Consider the following 22,463-nt stretch of genomic DNA (forward strand, 5'->3'; position numbering starts at 1 on the left):
GCAGCATTTCACAGAAACTTCTTCGATATGTACGACAGCAACATGTTGTACGAGATTGGTGGTATCAATATGGGAAGTCTTGCCAGCTCGTTCGCCACCAATGCCAATATTGAAAGCGGCTCGTGCAAGTCGGTTGCTGTACGGCGCACCGCATTGGAATTATTTGCGACTAAAGGGTTTCAGTCTGTCAGCCTTCGGCAACTTGCCGATGCTGTGGGAATCCAGGCCGGGTCTTTGTACAACCACATCGAGAGCAAACAATCTCTTTTGTTTGACTTCATTGAGGAGCTCGACTCACTGTTGTTGCATGCGGTCACAAAGGAACTAAAAAGTCGCCGCAATGCTATTAGTGCGCTCGAATCCTTCGTCAAAACATACATGACCATCGCACTTGAAAATCGCTCGCTTTATATCGTGTCGAGACGTGAAACTTGCAATCTGCTTGTTGAGCAGCAGGCGGATATCAACCGAATTCGAGTTCGAGTTGTCGAGCTGTTGTCTGGCGTTATCGCTTTAGGTCGAATGAGGGGCGTTTTTCATGCCCAAGATGACGGCATGACCGCAGGGACGATTTGCGCCACCTTGGATGGCGCGCTCACCAAGGAGTGGGGAAGCGACGTTTGCGTCGCCTCTCTGGTCAAGCAGATCCAGAAGTTCGTGCTTCAAGCTGTTTTGAGCAAGCAATAGTTCGCGCGAGCGAAGCTTTGCTGAAGCTCAAGTTCCCTCGGTTAATTCATAAAGCTAGGTGAGACGATGAAAAATAAAAGCATCAAAGGTCTGCTGGGCATGGGCGCTTCGGTTCTAGCTCTAGCCATTTCGGCTTCTGTGGTGGCGGAGGAGTGCAAGCCACTGCATACCTTCAAAACCATCCAGCCTGGCGAGCTGACAGTGACCTCGGTAGTGTTGCCGCCGTTTGCTTATGATGACCAGGCCCGTCGGTTCAGCGGCGTGGACGGGGAAATTGTTCAGCAGATCGCAAAGGACAACTGCCTGAAGGTTAATCACATCGTCACCGATTCAGCCGCTTCGATTCAGTACGTCGTGGCGTCTCGATCAGACATCTCCGTCGGCGCTTGGTATCGCACCTTCGAGCGTTCGAAAGTCATGGGCATCTCCGACCCCGTCTACTTGGAGCAGACCGCCATCTACTCGCGTGATGGCGCCGATACCTTTGATCAGCTAACGAATCGCAAGGTTGGTACTGTGACTGGCTACCTTTGGGTGCCGGAGCTGAAGAAACTTTACGGTAACAAGCTGTCGCTCTATCCGAACGCTGTGGCGCTTTCTCAGGATCTGAACAGTGGTCGCATCGACGCTGCGGTCAACACCTATGCAATCGGCGCTGAAAGTCAGAAGAAGGGCGGTGTCGGCAAAGACATTCAGATCAAGGTCGCGAAGCCGGACGAGAAGGTGAAGTCTTCAGTATATCCGGCACAAACGGCGTTTATTTACAGCAAGAGCAATCCTGACCTGGGCGCCGCGATTAACGTAACCATCAAGGACTTGCGTGAGTCGGGCAAGCTGGCGAGCCTACTAACCGACCACGGCCTGCGAGCAGATGGCGCGGACGTCGGAGAGCCCCGTTACGCAGATCAGTAAATGTGTTGAAACAAAAAGCGCCTCTTGTGAGGCGCTTTTTTATTTCCGATAACCGCCGGCCATCATGTCTACGTATGTCTCTGCAATCTCATGGGCACTCAACTTGCCGTTCTCGTCGAACCAGGTGTGCAGCCAGTTACACATGCCCATGAACCCGCTCACCGCGATGTGCGTGGGCACTGGCTTGAAAAAGCCTTCATCCACGCCCTGCTGGTAAACGCCCTCGATCATCTTGTCGTATTCACGCTTACGCTTGCGAATAAGCAGGCGCTGCGGCTCTTCAAGCTCGCTTTCGTCGCGAAAGTAGATTGCCGTCCAATCCTTACGCTGCATCACATTGAGAGCGTGCTGGCACAAGATCTTCTTGAGGGTTTCTTCTGTCGGCAGGCGTTCCTGCAAAATTCCTACGATCGTGTCTTCGTAGCACTGGTGCATGCGGTTGAAGATTTGCCACAAGATCTCATTTTTGTTTTTGAAATAGTAGTAAACGACCGATTTGGTATAGCCCAGGCTGGCAGCAACATCATTAATAGTGATGGCGCGGAACCCTTTCTCAGCGAATAAGGTGGCGGCAGAAGCGAGAATCTCGTCCTGGACGTAGGCTTGTTTTTTTTGCTTAAGTTGGTCGCGCAAATCGACAGTATTCAAGGTAACCACCTGGATAAAGGTTAAAGATAGCTAGGCAGTTAGATTCTGCTCACGGCTGCTTCTTTAATGGCACTCGGTATGGCCTTGGAAGTCCGCTGCTCCAAATCGAAATAGACCGACGTCATTTGGATTTCTGCGCAGAGCTCAGCTTTGGCGCTGTACATCTGATGACGAGTGACAATGGAGGAGTTGCCGACTTTCTCAACTGTGCTTGCCACCTTAAACAGGTCACCGACCCTCAATTCAGCTCTGTAATCAATCTCGTAACGAACATCTGCCCAACCTTCCTTGCGCTCAAAGCGCCAGTCGGCGTTATAGCCCAACGAGTGGATCAGGTGCCAGAAGGCTTGATCGAAGGCGGCCACATAGTACTGCACAGTCATATGTCCCATTGCATCCGTTTGCGCAGGGTAAACAACACCTCGGTACGTGATTTCCATTCAGTCATCCAATCGGTACTGGCATGCGATAGAGAGCGACTGAAGTAGTTCTTCACGCTCCTCGGATGTACATTGTCAGTTTTATAGACCAGTACGTCAAATTTTTTATCTTGCTAGTCTGGTATGGGCTAAGCGGCGTTAGAATCGCTTTTGCGCACGCAGTGTGCCAGATGTCTGGGCAAAATAGCCGGTAGGGAAGGGCGGGGAAATGCGGCAGAAGAGCAGAGAGTAGGATAGGGTTCAAGCCCCCCCTCCGCCAAGCAGAGGGGGATTCGCCACAGTAGTCACTAGATTTCGCTGAGAATGACCTGCGCAGCATTATGGCCAGGAACACCCGTGACACCGCCGCCGGGGTGTGTCGATGCACCACATTGATACAGCCCAGCGATCGGCGAGCGGTAGTCCGCGTAGTGGGCGATAGGCCGGCGGAAGAAGATCTGGTCGATGCTCAGTTCACCGTGGTGAACGTGTCCGTCTGGAAGGTCGAACATTGCCTCTAGGTCGGAGGGTACCAGAACCTGTTTGTGCAGTACGAGTTCACGGAAACCTGGTGCGTAGCGTTCTATCTGGTTGACCACGATGTTGAACAACTCTTCTTTCGTGGTCTCGTCCCAAGGCCGGCCATCTCGAAGCGCGTAAGGCACATGACCGCCCAGTAGGCTCATGGTGTGTTTGCCTTCAGGGGCTGCTGTTGGGTCGAATACGCTTGGGGTCAGAATCCACATATAGGGATGCTTAGCCATCTCACCGTGCTGAGCCGACTCAAAGGCAGTTTGCAGTTCTTCAAGGTTCTCGGCAATCGTGATAGAACCAGGAGTCTGGTTGTCTGAAGCTTTCAGGCCCTGCCACTTGGGCAGGCCGGACAACGCCATATTGATCTTGAATGTGCTCGCTTTGGTGCGAATACGTTTCACGGCATCAATGACTGCTGGCGGCAGATCCTGAGGTTTGAGCAGACGCAAGAACAGGGTTTTCGCATTCGCATTGCTGACGACAGACTTGGCGTGAATAACCTCACCGCTTTCGAGGCGTACCCCAGCCGCACGTTTGTCTTTGACAACGATCTCTTTCACGGGAGCACTGCAGCGGATGGTAACACCATGATCCAAGCATGCTTGCTTGATCGCATTGACCAGAGCACCCATACCGCCCTTAACCAGCCCCCCTGGGCCTGCCTTGGTGGTACCGTCACGAAGGTAAGGACGAGCGAGCACGTAGGCGGTGCCAGGAACCATCGGGCCGATGTTGCCGCCGCTGCCAGAGGTATAGCACCCAAACATTGTGAGCACTTGAGGGCTTTCGAACCATCGGCGGAGGAAGTCGTGGCAGCTCAGTGTCAGCAGATCCCAGATGTCGTAGAACATCGGGCCTGCCGCTTTCATACGCCACAGAAGCGCGGCAGACTTAGTCAGGTCTTTCACCTTGCCCGTCGCGATATCAATAGGCACCTCAAACAGCAGCTTGCGAAGATGGCCCACGAGTTTCTTCATGTGCTCTACATAGGCCGGATAGACGTCCGCATCTTTGTCAGAGTACCGGCGGATTTCGGCACACATCCGGTCAACGTCCGACCAGTGGGTAACGACTGAGCCATCTTGGAATGGATGGATGCCGGGAGGGGTCGGAATCACTTCGACGCCGTATTTGAGCAGGTCAAGGTCAAGCATGATTTTGGGCTGCATCAACGACATCCAATAGGATGCAACCGAAAGGTGGAAGCCTGGCCACAGTTCTTCTGTAAGAGCTGCTCCACCTACGATGTTACGCCTTTCGACCACACAGACCTTTTTCCCAGCCTTGGCTAGGTACGCAGCGCATACCAGGCCGTTATGGCCGGCGCCGACAATTACAGCATCAAATTGAGACATTCTGGCCGCTCGCTTATTTACTTCGGTTGACGTGGTACTACTGCGAAGCCATCGATTTCGATCAAAACGGCTGGGTCGTAGAGCATCGGTACGGTGACCAGGGCGCTGGCCGGTGGGCAGGCCTCGTTCACGTATGAGTTTCGCACTTTCTTGAAGATAGGAAGCATCGATGGCTCGAAGTGCGCGACGTACGTAGTGAGCTTCGCGACTGCTTCAAAGCCCACGCCGGCTTCGGCGAGGGTTGCCTTGAGGTTTTCAAATACCGCGCGTACCTGAGCTTCGAAGTCGCCCCCGACAACGTCGCCGTTGATATCGGTTGGGCAATGGCCGCTCAAAAAAAGAATTTCCCCTTCGCCCGAAAGGGTGGCGGTGGATACGCCTGGGAAGCCTGCGCCCACGTTTACTGCCTTGATCATCCGTTGCTCCTCACATCATTGTTTTGAATTGGAGGTGTGAGTCACCTCTGATTGTTCCAGTCATACTAAAAAACTGACCGATGGGTATAATCTATACAACAGACCGGCACGGTGCAAGAGGCGAGTCAGCAGATTCACCCTGCACTGATCTGGCGCGGGGCGTCGCTAATTGGTGCGCTCTGAGCCTTTCTGAGTACGGGTACGCAAGGGCGTATCCAGACGATCGTGACCTATTGACACGTCGCAAGATTCAATCATACTGACTCAACGGTCTAATTTTTATTACGGCTGGTATGTTTTTTCCGAAAGCTCCGTTCAAAGCGGGGCCATAACAACAGCGGAGCTTTTCCTATGGGTGTTCGCGTCAATTTCATCAACCCCTTCGGTACGCCGGCCTACAACGGGTTGATCTCTGAAACCCTCACGCCGTACCTCAACCAGGGGAACGAGCTCGTGGTCACCAATACCGAAAACGTTCCTGAGAACTGCGACTGGTGGTACCCCAAGCACCTCGTCGAAGAAGAGCTTTTCGAGTGTGTGATCCAAGCTGAGAAAGATGGCTTCGATGCCGTGATCATCGGTTGCTGCAACGACCCAGGCGTTCGCGCAGCTCGTGAGCTGGTGGACATTCCCGTAATCGGGCCGCTTGAGGCAGCGATGCAGCACGTAGGATATTTTGGCTACGACTATCTGCTCGTGACCGATCACCGGAAGTCGGCGGCTTATATGACCGACCTTGTGAAGATCTACGGTGCTGAGCAGAAGTGCCGCGATGTCCGTTACATCGACTGGCATATCACCGACATGATCAAAGACCTGGAAGGCGTCGCACGTGACGCACTTTCGGCGTCCGAAAAAGCCCGTGAGGTTGGAGGCGTGGAAGCGGTCATCTTGGCCTGCACCATCATCTCTGCAGCTACAGAGAAATGGCTGCTCAGCAATGGCCAGTACCGCGACCCCACCATCCTCAATCCCAACACCTTCGCGCTGAAAATGGCGGAATCTCTCGGCCTGCTGAAGCAAATGGGTGCTTACGGCATCAGCCGCATCGGTTACTACGAGCAAATGACCCAGAAGCGCCCAGAAGAGTTTGCTGAGGTTCGTGAGCGCTTCGGGCGCCGTCAGCGCTTCGCTAAATAATTCTGTTTGAAGGGCTGCGTCCTTCGACTCAGCCCCATGATGTGGAGATACCTATGTTTGACCTCAAAGGCCGCGTAGCGGTCATCACAGGCGGCGAGTCCGGTATTGGCTTGGCGCTTTCCAAGACATTTGCCGCTGCTGGTGTGAAAACGGTTATCGGCGGGATTCTCGCCGAGCGCGGTGAAACCGTTGCCCGCGAACTGGCGGAGACTGGCGCCGAAGTCCGGTTCGTCAAGGTAGACGTCCGTAATCAGGCGGACGTTGAAGCGCTGGTACAGAGCGCAGTCGACCAGTATGGCCGCATCGACATTATCGTAAACAATGCCGGCGTTTTCGACGGGATGGCTGACGTCGAGGAGACCACCGAGAACCTCTGGGATCACATGGTCGATATCAACCTCAAAGGCACCTTCTTTGGATGCCAAGCCGCGATCAAACACATGGTCAAGCAGAACTACGGGCGGATCATCAACACCTCGTCCATTGGCGGGCTGATTGGCGGCGCAGACGGCGCGTCCTATACCGCTTCGAAATTTGGTGTCGTGGGTCTGACCCGTCAGATCAGCAATACCCACGCTAAGCACAACATCACAGTCAACGCTGTCTGTCCTGGGGCGATCGACACGGATGTGCGTGGCAACTCGGCTGCGATAGTTAGCTCCGCTGCAGAATTCATGAATCGTGGGGTCGGTGCGAATCCTGAGTGGATCAGCCGAATCATTCCGGCGCAGCGCAAAGGTACTGCACAAGAGATCGCGAACCTCATTTATTTCCTGGCCACTGAAGAGGCGAGCTACATCACTGGCCAAGCTATTGCCGCAGACGGAGGGTGGACTGCATGAGCCAATTCAATGACTTCAACGACGTCGAGAAAGAGATTCTCGAAACCGTCCGTAAGTACATCGCCAAGGAAGTTCGGCCCAACGTCCAACAGCTTGAACTGAGCAAGACGTTCCCGGCAGAGATGCTCGCTGCGATGAAGGAAATGGGCCTGTTCGGTCTGGCCATTCCGGAAGAGTACGGTGGATACCAGCTGCGTTTGCCGGTCTTCGCTGCCGTGATGGAAACCATCGCTGCTGGTTGGACAACCTTGGCTGCCTTCATCAACAGCCATTGCACTGTGGCGTATGCGATCAGCAAGCACGGTACCGAAGAGCAAAAGCGTCAGTATCTGCCTTTGATGGCGACCGGTGAGCACCGTGGCGCTCTATGCCTGACCGAGCCTGCAGCGGGCTCAGACCTTCAGTCGATCACCACAGTTGCGTCGTCTGATGAATCCGACTTCGTGATCAACGGCACCAAGATTTTCGTAACCAACGGTGAGCGTGCCACGCTGTTGCTGACGTTGGCTCGTACAAGCGTGGACGCTGAAACTGGTCGTCCACGCTCCAGCTTGTTCCTGGTCGAAAAAGCTTTCCCTGGTGTTACCGTGGAAAGCGAATTCCACAAGATGGCCTATACCCAGGTCGACACCGTGGAGATCCTGCTCTCCAAGGTCAAAGTTCCTGCGACTGCGGTCGTCGGTGGTAAAACCGGTCTGGGTATGCGCCACCTGCTGGACTCGCTCGAAGTCGGTCGTATTGCCATCGCTGCCAGTGCCGTCGGTCTGGCCGCCAATGCCCTTGCCGAAGCCAAGCGTTATGCAAGCGAGCGCAGTTCGTTCGGCGTGACCATCGACCAGCATCAGGCCGTCCAGCTTCGTATGGCGGACATGGCTACCAAACTGGTCGCCGCTCGCCTGATGACAGCAGAAGCTGCTCGTGCGAAGGAAGCAGGTCATCGCGCTGACATGCTGTCGGGTATGGCCAAGCTCCTGGCCAGTGAGTCGGCTAAAGAAATTTGTGAGGACGCGCTGCGTATTCACGGCGGCTACGGCTATATCAACGAATTCCCTGTTGAGCGCCTGTACCGTGAGGCCCCGCTCTACATCGTAGGTGAAGGTACCAACGATATTCAAAAGATCGTTATCGCCCGTCGCATCATCGACGGTAGCGAAGTGGACGCTCTGGGGCTGCCAGCATGACCACGACCGTCTGCTTGACCTTCGACTTCGATGGCGTAGCCATCTGGCTTAGCACCTTCAAGCAAGTGTCGCCTACACCGCTGTCGCGGGGTGAATACGGCGCGAATGTGGGTATGCCGAGGCTCCTGGATGTTCTGAAACGTCGTGAGGTGCCGGCCACCTTCTTCGTGCCAGCGCACACTGCAACCTCCTATCCAGACTTGGTGAAGCAGGTTGTAGCGGACGGTCACGAAGTCGCGTGCCACGGATTCTTGCATGAGTCCCCGGTGAACCTTGAGCTCGCCGAGGAGCGTGAGCTTTTGGCCAAGAGCATCAAGGTATTGCAAGACGTCACTGGGGTGCGTCCCCAAGGTTATCGCTCGCCTGCGTGGGACTTGAGCCCGAACACCATTCCTTTGCTGGAAGAGTTCGGACTTCGTTACGACAGCAGCATGATGTCTAACGACTTTGAACTGTTCTATGCACGTACTGATGATGTCCTTACCGAAGAAGGTTTCACAAAAGGCCCCGAAAGTTCGGTGGTCGAGTTCCCTGTTGCTTGGGAACTTGATGACTATCCGTACTTCCAGTTCATGGTGAAGCCGATGAACACCGGCAATCGCCTGCCTGCGGATGTATACAAGTACTGGGCTGCCGAGTTTGATGCCGCACGCGCTCAAAACGGTGTGTTCACTTTGACTTGCCATCCGGAAATTATTGGGCGCGGCCCACGTATCAAGATGTTGGAAGAATTGATCGAGTACATGCAGAGCTTCGATGATGTTGTGTTCTCGACCATGATCAACGCTGTACCCCTGATTAATAAATAAACGCTGGAGATAATCATGACTGCTGCTGTTAAACAAGAAGCTGGTATCGGCCAAAACGCTCTCTACTTCGACGAGCTGTATGAAGGTCAAGAGTGGAACTCCCCACGTCGCACGATCACCGAAGCTGACATCGTGATGTTTGCAGCACTCACCGGTGACCATAACCCGGTGCACACTGACGAGGAGTTCGCCAAGAACACCGTATTCGGCGGTCGCATCCTGCATGGCCCAGCTGGTTTCGCTATCGCAACCGGTTTGGAAAGCCGTCTCGGCATTAAAGAAGGCACTGCAATTGCGTTCCTCGGTATGACCTGGGATCTGCGCGGCCCGATCAAGATCGGCGACACTATCCATGTCAATCAGAAGGTTGGCTCCAAGCGCGAAACCAAAAAGCCAGGCGTGGGTATTGTGAACTTCCAGGTGGCTTTGGTGAACCAGCGCGGCGAGTCGGTTCAAGAAGGCGAGTGGAAGGTCATGATGCACTGCAAACCAGAGTAACTGGTTTGGCCGCCCGCTAACGTACTATTTTTGAGGTTTTGCAAGATGATCGTAGGTTTTGTTGAAGAGCACGCTACTGAGCGAAGCGACAGTGTGGCTTTGCGGTTTGATAACAAAGTGCTCAGTTATAGTGCGTTGGCGCGCGAAATTGATCGAGCTGTTGTCCTGTTGAAAAACGCAGGCGTCAGTGCTGACACCACCATCGCGGTTTACTGCGAGAACAATATTGAGATCATGGTGTTGTACTACGCCATGTCGAAGATGGGCGGAACATTCGTCCCGATTAATGCGGTGCTCAGTGCAGCTGAAGTCAGCTACATCCTTGGCCACGCAGATGTGAAATTCTTATTCACTGACAAAAAGCTGCACGAGAATGCCGTTACGGCAGTCAGTGATACAGCCTGCAGTCTGATTGAAGTCAGTGAATTTTTCAGCAATACCATCGCTGGTAGTGAAGAGGTCGAGCAAGTTGAGGCGATCAAGAACGACTTTCTGATCATCTACACCTCGGGCTCCACTGGGGTACCCAAAGCGGTTCTCTACAGTCAGCCGGCTGAGGTGGCAGGCAACGCTTCCCTGATCGATATGTGGTATGTCACGCCAAGTGACAAGCTGCTGGTCGCACTCCCGCTGGGCTTCCTTTACGGACTATCGACCGCAGCCTCTATGGCGCTGCAGGCCGGGTGCGAAACCATCATCCAGCGTCGGTTCCACCCGCGCGAAGCCCTTGAGGCCATCGTTGAGCACGGTGTCACCGTGTTCCAGGGTGTGCCGACCATGTTCTCCATGATGCTGGAGTATGCAGATCAGAACGGCCTGGACTTCGACTTGTCCTCCATGCGTGCTGTCATCTCGGCGGGCGCTCCATTGGCAAGCGACCTGCGTGCCCGTTTTAAGAGCAAGTTCGGTGTCGAGATCCAGGACTATTACGCACTCACTGAGGTGCGACCGGTATTTGGCAAATTTTCCGGAGACAGCACCCCAGTGCCTGCTGGCGCGATCGGCAAAGCAAGCCCATGCGTCTTGATCAAGATTGTTGACGGTGATGGCCAAGAGGTTGGCCCAGGCGTGACTGGCGAAATTCTGGTGCGCGCTCCAGCTACCACCTCAGGCTATTACAAAGCGCCTGAAGTGAGCGCTGCGGCCTTTGTCGGCGGTTTCTTCCGCACCGGCGATCTTGGGCATGTGGATGCTCAAGGCTTCTATTACCTGACTGGCCGGATCAAGGACATCATCATCAAAGGTGGCGCCAACATCGCCCCGGCTGAGGTGGAGGAGGCGCTGCTGTCTCACCCACAAGTCGTCCAGGCTTCTGTGATCGGCGTTCCAGACCAGAAGTTCGGCGAGCTGCCTGTTGCGTACCTCGTCGCTGCTCAAGGGACTCAACCTAAGCCAGAAGATCTGGCCGAATACTGCCGTTTGATGCTGGCTGAATTCAAAGTGCCAAGTGAATTCATTGCGCTGGCAGAAATGCCTCTTGGAAGCACCGGCAAGATTGACAAAAAAGCACTGCTGAAGCTGTGGAAGGAGAAAGCACATGTCTGACAATTTGAAGGTATCCGTTTCAGTATTCCGCATTCAGCACTACCAGCAGTTTGCGCAATTTGCCGAGCACGTTGAGCGCTTCGTTGTGGATGCCAAGGGTGCAGGCAGCCGCGTACTGGTTCTACCCGAGTTTCTGGCAATGGGCTTGCTATGGACTCATGGCACCGCTGCCGAGATCGACAACTCCAAGGTGTCGGACTTCTACCGTGAAGTGTTCAGCCCGATGCTCCCGGAATTCCAGCGTCTGATGTCTGCTTTGGCGAAGAAACACGACATCTACCTGGTGGGCGGCACTTTCTGGCATGAGGAAGATGGTAAGGGCCTCAACAGCGCCTTTGTTTTCAGTCCCGATGGCTCTCAGTTGCGTCAGGACAAGATTCACCTGACCCGTGGTGAGCGCGCCATCAAGAGCACAGGTGGCGAAACCCTGTCAGCGTTCGAGATCGATGGCGTGAAATGCGGTTTGTTCGTCTGTTATGACGTGCAGTACCCGGAGCTCACTCAAGCATTGGTGGCTGAAGGCATCGAAGTCCTGTTCGTGCCAACCCTGACGGAGAAACGCGGTGCTTGGCGCAGCTGGTATAGCGCACACGCCAGGGCCCTGGAAAACCAAATCTTTGTCTGCGTCTCGCCACTCGTAGGCAATCTGGGCATTCCAAACGACTATCCAGTTAGCGGGACGGGTGAAGCATTCATCGCTTGCCCGATCGACAACCGGATGAATGTCGAGGACGGTACCTACGCGGTTTCCGATTTCAGCGAGGGGGAGGAGGGGTTGATCCATGCAGACCTCAACCTCGGCAATCTGCGACTGTCCAGGGAGCGTGGAGAGGTTCGGCACCTGAAAGACCGCCGGCCTGAACTTTATAAAAGTTTTCGAGCTAATTAATTGTTAGCGCGCGGGGCAGGTATGCCCCGCATTAAAGATAAGAAAATAACCCCGCTGTAACCTCGAACAGGGATTGTATTTAGCAATGCTGCCGTGATGTGCCTCGACTTCAGTTCAGGCATAGATATTCAGTTAATAAGACAGAGAAAAAATGACTAAAGTCGCGCAGATAAAAGATATGAATCGCCGAGAAAGCGCCTCGCCTATCCTGACTGTTCAAGGCTTAGGTAAGTCCTTCGGTTCCGTTCGAGTGCTCCATGACGTTGATTTCTCGATGGCATCAGGCGAAGTGGTGGCGATCATTGGCCCTAGTGGTTCGGGTAAAAGCACATTTTTGCGATGCATTAACCAGCTTGAACCGCCAACCGAAGGCACCATCTGCATTGGTGGGCAGACGATCGATGCTAGCAAAGGGGCCACGAAGCAACAGCTGGCCTTTCTGAACCGAAAGCTCGGGATGGTCTTCCAGTCTTTCAATCTCTTTCCTCACCTTACCGTTCTGGAAAACGTGAGCTTGGCCCAGCGCCGCGTGCTGAAACGCAGCGCCAAGGAAGCTGACGAGCGTTCCATGCAACTCCTGACACGGGTAGGCCTGGCCTCGAAAGCCAACATGTACCCCTCTCGGTGCTCCGGTGGCCAACAGCAGCGGATTGCGATTTCGCGCGCCTTGGCGCTCGATCCTGAAGTCATGCTCTTCGATGAGCCGACCTCTGCGCTCGACCCCGAAGTTGGTTTGGAAGTACTCGCGGTCATGCGTGAGCTGGCCAACGAGGGGATGACCATGATTGTGGTGACGCATGAAATGCGCTTCGCTGAAAACGTCTCCGATCGTGTGGTTGTAATGGCTGATGGCGGCATCATCGAGCAAGGGCGCAGCGCCGATGTCATGCGTAATCCCCAGCACCCACGGGTACAACAGTTTCTGACCGCCGTGAGGGATCGGTGATGGAAACAAGTCAAATTCTGGCGTCGATGCTCGCCGCCTTGCCTTGGACGATTGCCCTCACCGCCGGGTCGTTTCTGGTGGGAGCAATCTTGGGGATCCCGATTTGCGCGATGAGGATCTCCAAGCACAAGACCATTCGAAGTATCGCCATCGCGATCATTCTGACATTGCGCTCAATTCCGCCAATTGTTTGGCTGTTCTTTATTTTCTTCGCATTCAGCCAGTATGTGATTCAGCTAAGCCCATTTGTGGCAGCGATCATTGGTTTGGCACTGATCACATCCGCCAACATGGCCGAGATCTATCGTGGAGCGTTGAGTGCAGTACCGAAAGGGCAGTACGAAGCTACCAAGGTGCTGGGGTTAAGCACCTGGCAGAAGTATGTCCACGTGATTGTTCCCCAAGTAGTCCGGATCTCGGTTCCAGCGGCGAGTACCTATTGTATCGGCTTGCTGAAAGACACCGCCATCGCTTCCACCATCGGTGTGTCTGAACTGGCTCAGGTCGCAAACCATATCTCTCAGGAGACATTCCGAGGCCTGAGTGTGTACGCCATCGCTGGCTTACTGTACTTCGCTGTGAGCATTTTGATGGCCGTGTTGTCGCGACAGCTTGATATTCACCTTCGTGCAAAGGTTGAACGGTAATGGAGCTCATTGACCGCTGGATTGAGTGGTTCCCGCAACTTATGGATGGCTACTGGCTTAGCCTGCAGGTCACCGCCATTAGCCTAGTGATAGGGATTCCGTTGGGGTTGTTATTCGCTCTGTGGGTAGGATCGAAAAAACGGCTTAACCGTGTACTCGCGCTCATCTTCATCGAGGTAGGGCGCGGTGGGCCGGTGCTGATATTGCTTCAGTTTTTTTACTTCGGACTGCCTAGCACTGGCCTCACGTTGTCTTCTTTCACTGCCTCAATCCTTGCGCTGGCTTGGAGCACCGGTTCGTACACCAGTGAAATCATTCGAGGGGGATTGGGGGCAGTGCCTCAGGGGCAAAAAGAGGCTGCTCGCACCCTAGGGCTAAGCAGCTGGGATGCATTGAAGATCATTATCTTGCCTCAAGGATTGAGGATTGCCCTCCCGCCACTACTCGGCTTCTCTCTGGTGATCCTGCAAACTACATCGTTGTGCTTCACTATTGCTCTGCCCGAGCTTGTCGGCGTCGCCAATGACATTGGTTCTGCAACCTTCGAATATATGTCGGTATTGTTGTTAACCGGACTGATGTATGCAGCGGTATGCATACCGGCGACCATTTTCGTGGGGCGTTATGAAAAGCATTTATCTCGGTACGAAAGTGCCTGATAAATAGCGGCTGATGAGGTTGATTAACAAAAATATTAGTTGTTATTGTTAGTTTGCATCACTGCTGCGTTGGCATATTAGCTTGGGGTTTTTGCCCGCCTTATGTACCAGCATATAGGTCAGGCTCATTTTGCCGTTGCTAGTCTCTATCTTCGTTTTAGGGCTCCTGCGTTAGTATTTATTAGCGTAGGTAGCCCGTTTTTTTTTGAACGGAATTTTCAGATGCATTTATTTTCCGAAAGCATATCTTAACTTTTTAACAGAACGCATCGAACCTGAACAACTACCGAACAGAGAACGTGAAGTCCTGCAAGCAGCCTCTCCCTTTTCGAGAGCTCGGTTATACCTCGGTTAGTCTGCTCCAAAATAGAGTGCGTCACACATGATGGTCACTGTTACCTTTTGACTTCTAAATAGAGCTTCGGTTTGAAGTCGTAAAAAATTCGCTGCCGAGATCGTACGGCCTCCTTGGAATGGATCAGACCCTGTGTGTCCGATTCAAAGATAAGCCTTGATGTCACTACAGTTGTACCGCAGTAGTCAAAAATTCCATGATCAATTTGCACTATCATAGCTTCTGCATAGCCATTTCGTTGACAGGTTCCTTTATCAGCGCCGCCAACACCGACTAGGTGAACGCGCAGCCGGTGAAGCTTCTTCACTAGCTTGCCATCGAAGCCGTACGCCTCTACACCCAGGTTCAGTTTCTTCCTGTGCGCCGGCGGGTTAATCACCCCTTGGGGCTGATGACCTTCTCCAGGCTCGGCATCGTCAGTGGGCTGGGCTTCCTAATGGCCGGCCTTGCATTGGTGTCATTTGGATTGGTACGCATCACCCCGATTGTTACGTGACTCGTGCTTGACCTGGTGTCTCCAAAGGTGGTCGGGGTGGCCATCGGGGTTTTCAAGACTTGTCGCCAAATTGGCACCTGTTTCGGTAGAGCGATTTTCTTTACCGCACAAGACGCTGAAGGTGCCCCAGTAATGATTCCCTTGCTCTGGCTCACCATTGGAGGTCATGGCGGCGGGTGCAACATATCTGGTGAGCAGGGGCAAGCGAGAGCAAACCGTAAAATTAGGGCCCGCTAGAGCCCTTGGGTTCTAAGATTTGAATTGCTCGGCCAGGCTGAACTGAAGTTCTGCTTGGGAGCTGAGGTGGTCGCTGATCGCCGCCGTCTCTGTGGCACTGACACTCAACTCATCAGTGACCTGCCGGATGTTCGTGATGTTGCGATTAACGTCCTCTGCGACGGCGCTTTGTTCTTCAGCGGCAGCAGCAATCTGGAGGTTCATCTCGCTGATCACAGAGATAGCTTCACTGATGGTTCCAAATGAGCGCGCCGTCGCCTGGATCGTCTCATGACTCATTTCGGCCTTGCTATAGCTGCTTTGCATGGAGTTGACCACGCCCTCAGTACCGGATTGCAGGCGTTCAATCACCTCTCGGATCTGCTCAATGGATTCTTGAGTGCGCATGGCCAAGTTCCGTACTTCATCCGCCACGACAGCAAAGCCTCTCCCACTTTCTCCTGCACGTGCCGCCTCGATCGCGGCATTGAGTGCGAGGAGATTGGTCTGCTGGGCGATGCTTCTGATGACCTCCAGAACGCTTCCGATCTCTTCGCTATTTTCTGACAACGACCGTGCTTCTGTCATCGCGGCAGACAGGGTCTCCACCAGTCCGGTAATGTCTTGCGTACTGCGCGCGATCGCTTGCAGGCCATTCTTCGCAGACTCATCTGCACCCTGCGCTGCATTTGCTGCTCTGGCTGCGCTGGCCGCCACTTCATGTGCCGTGGCGCTCATCTCCTGGGAAGCTGTGGCAACCTGTTCGATTTCCCGCAGCTGTGACTGCATACCCATGCTGGTCTCTTTGGCTATTTGATTTGACCGGCTCGCAGTAGAGCGTGTCTCTACGGTGGCAGATCGGATCTTCTGAATGGTGGGCTGCAACTTGTCCAGGAACAGGTTGAACCAGCGCACCAGCTCACCCAGCTCGTTTTTACTGGTGTAATGCAAACGCTTGGTAAGATCTCCCTCGCCTTCAGCAATGTCTTTCAGCATGGCCGCTACACCGCTCATAGGCTTTGTGAGACCTGCTGCGATGAACCACATGGCCACGGCTCCGATTAGGGCAGCGATCACCGCAATAAATGTCGAAAATACCGTAGAGGCTTGCTGAAGATCGGACTGGGCTTTTTTCAGTGCGAGTGAGTCAGCGCTGGCTACCTCATTCGGGAGTTCTACACTGATCTTCCAGGGAGCAGTGCTGCTCATCTCCAGATCTTTGGTGACCTTCAGTGGCCCGGTTTGTGTGGGATTAGAGGTGTTGGGGCTTGAATTAGTGAGGATCTGCGTTTTCTTGCCAATCGACTTAGGATCAGCGCTGTTTGCCGCGATTAGTCCCTGACCAGTGGTGATGACTAGGTTCCCCTTTCCATCGTATAACTGGCGTTTAGCTTCTTCGGCGATTGCCTGCAACGACGAGAGGGATACATCGATACCAGCGACTCCGATGACCTTCCCGTCGATGATGATCGGCGTCGAAATACTGGTCATCAAAATTTTTGTACCGGAATCGGAACCGTAGAACGGCTCTAGGACACAGGTATCTCTATTCGTGTCTGGGCAGGTCATGTAGTAGTTAGCTGGATAACCGGATTCGCCGACGGTAGAGTCTTTCAAGCTCTCTTCTTTTGTGGCCAGGTTTACAGATCGCCCATCAGGCCTCACCCAATAGCTGGAAAATCTGCCTGCTTCGTTGGATCCCGCTGCCAACTCGTTGACGAAGCTGCTGTCCTCACCTAGTTGATTGGGATACATGATGATCCAGAGCCCCAAAATACTAGGTTGGGCCTCGAAAAGCTCCTTTAGCAGAATGTTCTGTTCTAAGCGGATTTTACGTGCATCAGCTCCGTTGATAATGAGTGCTTTCATAGAGGCGGTCTGGTGAGCAAGAAACTCTACGAGGTCGATCTGGCTATTGAAAGTGCCTCTAATCCTCTGTGTCTGCTCGGCGGACTTTGAGTCCAAGACTTGTTGGATGTTCTGAGAGATTATCTTGTTGCTACTGCGGTAGATCAGTTCGTTGTTTTCGGAGTTTTTTAATATACCTATGGAAGTGATTAGACTTATGACAACCAAAATGATTGTTAGAGAAGCTAGGGTGATCTTAGTTTTGATTGCAAGGTTGTGAAACATCTGGTTCTGGCCCCTGTGTTTGTTATTTTAGAACGGCAGTTGATTCTTCGAATGGGTGTAAGAATCATCAGTGCGCGGCCAACCTAGCGCGCACGAGTGACTATTTTTTTTGTTATAGGTCTATCGTCTGTGCCCTATGGGTGTGAATGCGATCTAGTGCCTGACGCATAATTCTTCAGCTTCGTCTTGAAGTGACAACCATTGCTCTTCAAGTTCTCCAATGAGCTTGCCAATGTTTTGCAACTCCAACGCGATTGCCTGGACTTCTGTGTAGGGCAGCATGGGGCATAGCCGACTTTCTGCCTGATCTTTGTTCTCCAGTGCCCGAGTCAGCCTTTGCTCTACTTCTTTCAATTCACGGTCGATGCTTTTTAAGCGCTTCGAGCCTGAGACGTGAGGTTGGTTTGTAGTTTTCGCGTGCGTTTCGGCAACGCGAAGCTCGCCCCGTCTAGCCTCAGCGTTACGTTTGGACTCATCAAAGAGGTAGCGTTGATAGTCTTCGAGATCACCCTCGAAAGGAGTTACGTCTCCTCGACCTACCAGCCAGAATTCATCGCAGACAGCGCGAAGCAATGCACGGTCGTGGCTTACAAGCATTACGCTTCCCTCGAATTGGTTAAGTGCGAGGGAGAGAGCTTCACGAGTGGCAAGATCCAAGTGGTTGGTCGGCTCATCGAGTAGCAACAGGTTTGGCTTCTGCCAGACGATCATGCAAAGCACGAGACGTGCTTTTTCGCCACCACTCAGTGTCCCAACGGTTTGGGTCACCATATCTGCGGTGATGTTGAATGTGCCCAGGAAATTCCGCAGCTCCTGATCCCTGGCGCTCTGGCCGGTTTGCCCTGATTTGCGCGCCAGCTCCAGCATATGGTTGAGAGGAGTCTGCTCAGGATCCAAGACGTCCAATTCTTGCTGGGCAAAATAGCCAACCGTCAGCCCTTTTCCCTCTGTGATAGATCCAGCAAGGGGTTCCAGGTCACGCGCGATGGACTTGATGAAAGTCGATTTGCCTTGGCCGTTCGCACCTAAGACCCCAATCCGCTGGCCTGCCAGTATGGTTTTGCGGACATGACGTAGAACTCTACGATCAGGGCCTCCATCGGACTTCCGATAGCCGAAGTCGGCGTCGTCAATCGCGATCATGGGGTTTGGAAGATGGTCGGGCTCTTTGAATGTGAACGTGAACTCGGCGTCAGCGACTACGGCGCTAATTTTTTCAATGCGTTCCAACGCCTTGATACGGCTCTGAGCTTGCCGGGCTTTGGTTGCTTTGTAGCGGAATCGATCAATATACTTTTGCAGATGGTGCATTTTTTCCTGCTGCTTTTCATGGGCGGCTTGTTGCTGCTCAAGCTTCTGCGCGCGTAGGAGTTCGAAAGCGCTGTAGTTACCGCTGTAGCGGTTAAGTTGCGCATGCTCAAGATGGATGGTGACCTGGGTGATCGCATCCAGGAACTCACGATCGTGGCTGATCACCAGCAGTGTGCCTTCATATTTCTTGAGCCATGCCTCAAGCCAAACCAGAGCATCAAGATCCAGATGGTTGGTGGGTTCGTCCAAGAGCAGTAAATCGGATGGGCTCATGAGCGCCCTGGCCAGCTGTAGTCTCATTCGCCAGCCACCGGAAAAACTATTCACTGGCTTTTCAAGGTCGCTTAGTTTGAAGCCAAGGCCCTGGATGAGGGATTGAGCTCGAGAGGTTGCATCATGGTCGCCGGCATCAGCCAAGTCGCTGTAGGCCTGTGCGATAGCCATTCCGTCATCGCAAGCGGTCGCACGCTCCACCTCCACTCTCGCATGCATAAGGACGGTATCTCCTTGGAGCACAAAGTCTGTCGCACTATCCGAGGTCTCCGGCATGTGCTGGTCAACCTGAGCAATACGCCACTGGCGGGGTAGGTCGACCTCGCCGGCTTCCTCATGAAGCGTGCCGCATACCAGCGCAAACAGTGTTGATTTCCCCGTCCCGTTCCTTCCGACAAGAGAAGCTTTCTCACCGGCATTAACCGTCACGGTGGCGTCCTGCAGAAGCACCTTGGTGCCTAATCTCAGTTCAATGTTCTTCAGAGAAATCATGTGAGCGCCTGACTGCGATAGAAGGATCGGCGTGGCTGCATGAGGTGTTAGCGCGTACCGATGAGTCAGAAAACTATACCATCAGGTTTTAAAATATGCATGACGGGTTCATGAACTCGACCTGTGCATGAAGCGAGGTGCCATCGCAACCGGCACGGATGGGCCGAAACCGCTGCAACTGGGACTTTGGGAAATTTCCGACGCTTGAAATCCCACAGCGAGCATGTTGGTTTGGTATCAAACCCGTTAGCCGTTACATCTCCAGTTGCCAGCTGCGAACTTTGAGGAGGACATGCAAGGGCCACCCTCTATGGCCAGGCGGCTTAGTTAGTCCGAATCGACTGCGAGAGTTTCGCCAACGTGTGAGGGAATGTGCCGCGCCTAGATACCTAGGCGCGGTGTGCACCGAGGCATGCAGTGCTCTTGCTATGCGCCCTGGATCGAAGCAATTGTGGGCTTTGGACTGTGGGCGGCGATTAAGAAACTTGGGCGAACATCATGGCGTAGAGGAGGGGGAGGGCAAAAAATGCCCTCCCATTCAGTTCAAAACGACTTTTCGACGCCGAAAATAACCGTGCTTGAGCAAATGTCGTCGTAACCATTGAAGCTCATGCACTCTTTTCGGGAGAGATCTGTATCACCGTACGCGGCAGACCATACGAAGCCATAGAGTGGTTTGCTAACCTTGGCTAGCCATAAATTATAACTGTCGCGAGTTTGCCCGCTGCCATTAACAAAAACTGGATCTTTGTAATCAACCTTTCCGTAAGTGAGGTCTAACTTGATCTCATGGGGGAGATTGGCGGTATAGCCTGCAAAACTGTAAAGGTAGCTTTGATCATCAAAAAGATCGTCTGAGTAATATCCCCCTGCATTGAAGCCGTATGCGGTTAGTTTCGCATAATACTCAGAGTAATTTGAGAGGGATTGCTTGGGATATTCATATTTGTAGTAGGCTAGATCTAAGGAAATATCATCTGATATTTGCCAGAAGTAGCCCGCGTAATAGTCGATTTCTTGTCGCGTCTTGCTGCCGTTGCCGAAGTCCACATTTGAAGACCATACGCCCGCATACAGACCGCTTGAATGGATAAGCGTGGCAGACGCCTGCAGCGCAGGGTCTCCTTTGGTCTGCGACATGCCTCGTGACCAATAATCGCTGAATACGCCAGCCGTCAGTGCGACCGAAAAATCGTTGTTCAATTGAACGGCACTAACAAGGCTTGGGGAGAAGCTAAAAATCGAAGCTGCGAGAGTGCCAAATTTGGTCTTCACGTTTTATCCTTTTATTTTTGTTGGCAAATTTTAATTGTTCGGTGCTGCTCGCGTAGCAAAGCATCCTAAACACTAAATGAACACTTGGTATAAAAAAGTCATACCCGGTAGTCAGTGTTTTGGGCGTGCGTTTACTGGTGCTCGTTCTTAAAGCAGTTGAGGATTACTAGTAATAAGAAATTGGCTCGGCGTTGGCCACGTATGTCCTGTCGTTGAGGAGAAGCGGCAAGCTACTCCCTTCAGTCCAGGACGATCGCTCTCCAGCCGGTTGCCGAAACGGGCTCGCCTGTCCCCAAATATACGGGGTTTAAAGACCCTACTGGTGCATTGGCCGTATTGGATACCACTACACGTCCCTCGTGATTGCAGAGCAGGCACTCTCGGGCTATGCGCGAAAGCGGGGTTGCCACGATTTTTTCGAAATCACTTAAACGGATGTCAGCAGCGCTTACCCCGAGAAATCGCTCTTGCACGACGATAGGTATTGCTAACGTAATGATGTGTTTATCGAAATCAACATACGGCCCCACAATTGCTGGGCGCCGCTGGAACTTGGGGATCACCATCCAGTCAGCATTTGGGTACTCATAGAAATTTCCGCGCCATGGGTACCTAATATTCGAGTCGTCATGGATGATTCCATCCGAGTCGATCTCAATCCAGTTCAGCCAGAACGGCGAATCTTCAATTACACCCTCATCAAGGACGATGCCCAAGGCATATGCATAGACTTCTAGGCTGGTCAGCGAGCGAACCATGTCCGGGCGAATTTTTGACAGCCCCGATTCACTGATGCCTTTCTTAGTATTCTTCGAACTCGAAACCAAGAGTTCAAACCGACTTGCAAGTTTTTCCAACTCAACGAAAGTTGAATCAAAAACAGCACTGGCTGAGTCTATCAACGGCTGCAACATTATGCGGTCTCTAACTTTTCGCCTAAGATTACCTCTGTGCCTCCGGCAATCAGCTCCAATCTTAAGCGTACGAGATTGTCAAAAGACACGCGAGTCCGTGACCGTGCCACGTTCCCGGCTTCGATGCCTTCACCTTGGGTGACTTTCTCAAGAACCTCTCCGACAGTGGCAGCGCACAGATCGGTATATTCTTGTTCCTCATGGGCCAGGGCCAGTAACCATCCGAAATCTTCGTAGACCTGTAGTGCTGCAGCGCTCAGTCGAACCGACTGGGCTACAGATGCAAGCTCGACGTCAAATCGAGCATGGGCTCGGCAGGCTGTCAAAGCATCCTTGGCATCAGCGATCCTAGATTGATACTCAACGAGCCGAGCGATGTTCGACGGTGAAGCTCTAGTAGCGGCGAGCTCTGCAGACTCCCCCAAAAGCATCGCTTTCCAGTCTGCCAAGTCCCTGAGTGTCACAGCTGATAGCTCTCGCAGCCGAGTAGTAGCTTTACCCCTCACGAGCTTTGACGCGTGGTTAACAAACGTTCCACCACCTCTGCCTGGCTTCGTATCAACCATACCTTCTGCCCGAAGCTGAGCTAGTGCTTCTCTTAACGTGAAGGCTGTCACATGTAGCTCTTTGGCGAGCAGCGCTTCTTTAGGGAGCATCTCGCCATGCTGAAGAAACCCGAGATCGATGGCCGTGCGCAATCGCGCTACCACGGATTCAACGCCGAACGTCTGCTCTGAGCGCAGAGCAAACATCGTCAGGCGTTGGGGATGGTTTACACCACTGATCATTGAGTCCTCATAGGAATGCATTGGAACCGGTTTCCTATTCTACCTAACTCAAGCTCCGGGTCGACGCTAACGATCAGAACCAG

The 22,463-nt window shown here is 53.1% G+C and carries 21 protein-coding genes and 1 pseudogene; 12 read left to right on the forward strand and 10 right to left on the reverse strand.

The features are described 5' to 3' along the window. The first annotated feature begins 27 nt into the window (after positions 1–27). Together LOY31_RS09280 and LOY31_RS09285 are read left to right on the forward strand one after the other, a co-directional pair. Complete coding sequence (locus tag LOY31_RS09280; protein ID WP_258713135.1) at positions 28–687, forward strand: TetR/AcrR family transcriptional regulator; 660 nt, start codon at positions 28–30, stop codon at positions 685–687. A gap of 66 nt (positions 688–753) precedes the next feature. Next, positions 754–1,599 (forward strand): ABC transporter substrate-binding protein, encoded by an 846-nt coding sequence (locus LOY31_RS09285; protein WP_042571939.1) that lies wholly within the window; start codon positions 754–756, stop codon positions 1,597–1,599. Between the two features lie 39 nt (positions 1,600–1,638). Here the strand turns inward: LOY31_RS09285 and LOY31_RS09290 are convergent, their stop codons facing one another. The 4 genes from LOY31_RS09290 to LOY31_RS09305 form a co-directional block, all read right to left on the reverse strand. Further along, positions 1,639–2,247 (reverse strand): TetR/AcrR family transcriptional regulator, encoded by a 609-nt coding sequence (locus tag LOY31_RS09290; RefSeq protein ID WP_244976356.1) that lies wholly within the window; start codon positions 2,245–2,247, stop codon positions 1,639–1,641. Positions 2,248–2,285: 38 nt separating this feature from the next. Beyond that, complete coding sequence (locus tag LOY31_RS09295; RefSeq protein ID WP_042571937.1) at positions 2,286–2,687, reverse strand: thioesterase family protein; 402 nt, start codon at positions 2,685–2,687, stop codon at positions 2,286–2,288. Between the two features lie 287 nt (positions 2,688–2,974). Further along, on the reverse strand, positions 2,975–4,555 hold the full coding sequence (locus tag LOY31_RS09300; RefSeq protein WP_042571936.1) for an NAD(P)/FAD-dependent oxidoreductase: 1,581 nt from the start codon (positions 4,553–4,555) through the stop codon (positions 2,975–2,977). Between the two features lie 17 nt (positions 4,556–4,572). Then, positions 4,573–4,971 (reverse strand): RidA family protein, encoded by a 399-nt coding sequence (locus LOY31_RS09305; protein WP_042571935.1) that lies wholly within the window; start codon positions 4,969–4,971, stop codon positions 4,573–4,575. A 351-nt stretch (positions 4,972–5,322) separates the two neighbouring features. Here LOY31_RS09305 and LOY31_RS09310 point away from each other — a divergent pair, with 351 nt between their 5' ends. From LOY31_RS09310 to LOY31_RS09355, 10 genes are all read left to right on the forward strand, one after another. Next, positions 5,323–6,111 (forward strand): aspartate/glutamate racemase family protein, encoded by a 789-nt coding sequence (locus LOY31_RS09310; RefSeq protein ID WP_042571934.1) that lies wholly within the window; start codon positions 5,323–5,325, stop codon positions 6,109–6,111. A 53-nt stretch (positions 6,112–6,164) separates the two neighbouring features. Continuing rightward, entirely contained in the window at positions 6,165–6,953 is a 789-nt protein-coding gene (locus LOY31_RS09315) for an SDR family NAD(P)-dependent oxidoreductase (protein WP_042571933.1), read from the forward strand. Beyond that, positions 6,950–8,134, forward strand: a complete 1,185-nt coding sequence (locus LOY31_RS09320; protein ID WP_042571932.1) for an acyl-CoA dehydrogenase family protein — start codon at positions 6,950–6,952, stop codon at positions 8,132–8,134. The genes LOY31_RS09315 and LOY31_RS09320 overlap by 4 nt, the downstream gene beginning before the upstream one ends. Beyond that, positions 8,131–8,943 (forward strand): polysaccharide deacetylase, encoded by an 813-nt coding sequence (locus LOY31_RS09325; RefSeq protein WP_042571931.1) that lies wholly within the window; start codon positions 8,131–8,133, stop codon positions 8,941–8,943. The genes LOY31_RS09320 and LOY31_RS09325 overlap by 4 nt, the downstream gene beginning before the upstream one ends. 15 nt (positions 8,944–8,958) lie before the next feature. Then, entirely contained in the window at positions 8,959–9,441 is a 483-nt protein-coding gene (locus LOY31_RS09330; RefSeq protein ID WP_042571930.1) for a MaoC/PaaZ C-terminal domain-containing protein, read from the forward strand. Positions 9,442–9,486: 45 nt separating this feature from the next. Further along, a complete protein-coding gene (locus LOY31_RS09335; protein WP_042571929.1) occupies positions 9,487–10,986 on the forward strand; it encodes a class I adenylate-forming enzyme family protein in 1,500 nt (499 codons plus the stop codon). Continuing rightward, positions 10,979–11,875: a nitrilase-related carbon-nitrogen hydrolase gene (locus tag LOY31_RS09340; protein ID WP_042571928.1), complete on the forward strand. Its 897-nt coding sequence runs from the start codon at positions 10,979–10,981 to the stop codon at positions 11,873–11,875. The genes LOY31_RS09335 and LOY31_RS09340 overlap by 8 nt, the downstream gene beginning before the upstream one ends. Before the next feature lie 178 nt (positions 11,876–12,053). After that, a complete protein-coding gene (locus LOY31_RS09345; protein ID WP_222943491.1) occupies positions 12,054–12,821 on the forward strand; it encodes an amino acid ABC transporter ATP-binding protein in 768 nt (255 codons plus the stop codon). Continuing rightward, positions 12,821–13,468 carry an amino acid ABC transporter permease gene (locus LOY31_RS09350; protein WP_042571926.1) on the forward strand — a complete coding sequence of 216 codons (648 nt, stop codon included), beginning with the start codon at positions 12,821–12,823 and terminating at the stop codon, positions 13,466–13,468. The genes LOY31_RS09345 and LOY31_RS09350 overlap by 1 nt, the downstream gene beginning before the upstream one ends. After that, on the forward strand, positions 13,468–14,127 hold the full coding sequence (locus LOY31_RS09355; protein WP_042571925.1) for an amino acid ABC transporter permease: 660 nt from the start codon (positions 13,468–13,470) through the stop codon (positions 14,125–14,127). Before LOY31_RS09350 ends, LOY31_RS09355 begins: the two co-directional genes overlap by 1 nt. Before the next feature lie 1,100 nt (positions 14,128–15,227). Here the strand turns inward: LOY31_RS09355 and LOY31_RS29455 are convergent. From LOY31_RS29455 to LOY31_RS09385, 6 genes and pseudogenes are all read right to left on the reverse strand, one after another. Beyond that, complete coding sequence (locus LOY31_RS29455) at positions 15,228–15,989, reverse strand: methyl-accepting chemotaxis protein (RefSeq protein ID WP_408980474.1); 762 nt, start codon at positions 15,987–15,989, stop codon at positions 15,228–15,230. 144 nt (positions 15,990–16,133) lie between these two features. Further along, positions 16,134–17,327, reverse strand: a pseudogene (locus LOY31_RS29460) (cache domain-containing protein); the annotation flags it as partial. 153 nt (positions 17,328–17,480) lie between these two features. Continuing rightward, positions 17,481–19,403, reverse strand: a complete 1,923-nt coding sequence (locus tag LOY31_RS09370; protein WP_042571923.1) for an ABC-F family ATP-binding cassette domain-containing protein — start codon at positions 19,401–19,403, stop codon at positions 17,481–17,483. A 543-nt stretch (positions 19,404–19,946) separates the two neighbouring features. Beyond that, entirely contained in the window at positions 19,947–20,678 is a 732-nt protein-coding gene (locus LOY31_RS09375) for a TorF family putative porin (RefSeq protein WP_082054447.1), read from the reverse strand. Between the two features lie 239 nt (positions 20,679–20,917). Further along, complete coding sequence (locus tag LOY31_RS09380) at positions 20,918–21,592, reverse strand: PDC sensor domain-containing protein (protein WP_042571922.1); 675 nt, start codon at positions 21,590–21,592, stop codon at positions 20,918–20,920. Continuing rightward, on the reverse strand, positions 21,592–22,380 hold the full coding sequence (locus LOY31_RS09385) for a FadR/GntR family transcriptional regulator (RefSeq protein ID WP_052489912.1): 789 nt from the start codon (positions 22,378–22,380) through the stop codon (positions 21,592–21,594). The genes LOY31_RS09380 and LOY31_RS09385 overlap by 1 nt, the downstream gene beginning before the upstream one ends. Positions 22,381–22,463: the final 83 nt, after the last annotated feature.

It is taken from the genome of Pseudomonas sp. B21-021 (genome assembly GCF_024749205.1).
GTDB lineage: Bacteria > Pseudomonadota > Gammaproteobacteria > Pseudomonadales > Pseudomonadaceae > Aquipseudomonas > Aquipseudomonas paraglycinae.

Bases quoted from the DNA above. Each gene is read 5' to 3' on its own strand.
- LOY31_RS09280 (WP_258713135.1), top strand. From the start codon at position 28: ATGTACGACAGCAACATGTTGTACGAGATTGGTGGTATCAATATGGGA.
- LOY31_RS09285 (WP_042571939.1), top strand. From the start codon at position 754: ATGAAAAATAAAAGCATCAAAGGTCTGCTGGGCATGGGCGCTTCGGTT.
- LOY31_RS09295 (WP_042571937.1), bottom strand. From the start codon at position 2,687: ATGGAAATCACGTACCGAGGTGTTGTTTACCCTGCGCAAACGGATGCA.
- LOY31_RS09300 (WP_042571936.1), bottom strand. From the start codon at position 4,555: ATGTCTCAATTTGATGCTGTAATTGTCGGCGCCGGCCATAACGGCCTG.
- LOY31_RS09305 (WP_042571935.1), bottom strand. From the start codon at position 4,971: ATGATCAAGGCAGTAAACGTGGGCGCAGGCTTCCCAGGCGTATCCACC.
- LOY31_RS09310 (WP_042571934.1), top strand. From the start codon at position 5,323: ATGGGTGTTCGCGTCAATTTCATCAACCCCTTCGGTACGCCGGCCTAC.
- LOY31_RS09315 (WP_042571933.1), top strand. From the start codon at position 6,165: ATGTTTGACCTCAAAGGCCGCGTAGCGGTCATCACAGGCGGCGAGTCC.
- LOY31_RS09320 (WP_042571932.1), top strand. From the start codon at position 6,950: ATGAGCCAATTCAATGACTTCAACGACGTCGAGAAAGAGATTCTCGAA.
- LOY31_RS09325 (WP_042571931.1), top strand. From the start codon at position 8,131: ATGACCACGACCGTCTGCTTGACCTTCGACTTCGATGGCGTAGCCATC.
- LOY31_RS09330 (WP_042571930.1), top strand. From the start codon at position 8,959: ATGACTGCTGCTGTTAAACAAGAAGCTGGTATCGGCCAAAACGCTCTC.
- LOY31_RS09335 (WP_042571929.1), top strand. From the start codon at position 9,487: ATGATCGTAGGTTTTGTTGAAGAGCACGCTACTGAGCGAAGCGACAGT.
- LOY31_RS09340 (WP_042571928.1), top strand. From the start codon at position 10,979: ATGTCTGACAATTTGAAGGTATCCGTTTCAGTATTCCGCATTCAGCAC.
- LOY31_RS09345 (WP_222943491.1), top strand. From the start codon at position 12,054: ATGAATCGCCGAGAAAGCGCCTCGCCTATCCTGACTGTTCAAGGCTTA.
- LOY31_RS09350 (WP_042571926.1), top strand. From the start codon at position 12,821: ATGGAAACAAGTCAAATTCTGGCGTCGATGCTCGCCGCCTTGCCTTGG.
- LOY31_RS09355 (WP_042571925.1), top strand. From the start codon at position 13,468: ATGGAGCTCATTGACCGCTGGATTGAGTGGTTCCCGCAACTTATGGAT.
- LOY31_RS29455 (WP_408980474.1), bottom strand. From the start codon at position 15,989: ATGGGTATGCAGTCACAGCTGCGGGAAATCGAACAGGTTGCCACAGCT.
- LOY31_RS09370 (WP_042571923.1), bottom strand. From the start codon at position 19,403: ATGATTTCTCTGAAGAACATTGAACTGAGATTAGGCACCAAGGTGCTT.
- LOY31_RS09380 (WP_042571922.1), bottom strand. From the start codon at position 21,592: ATGTTGCAGCCGTTGATAGACTCAGCCAGTGCTGTTTTTGATTCAACT.
- LOY31_RS09385 (WP_052489912.1), bottom strand. From the start codon at position 22,380: ATGATCAGTGGTGTAAACCATCCCCAACGCCTGACGATGTTTGCTCTG.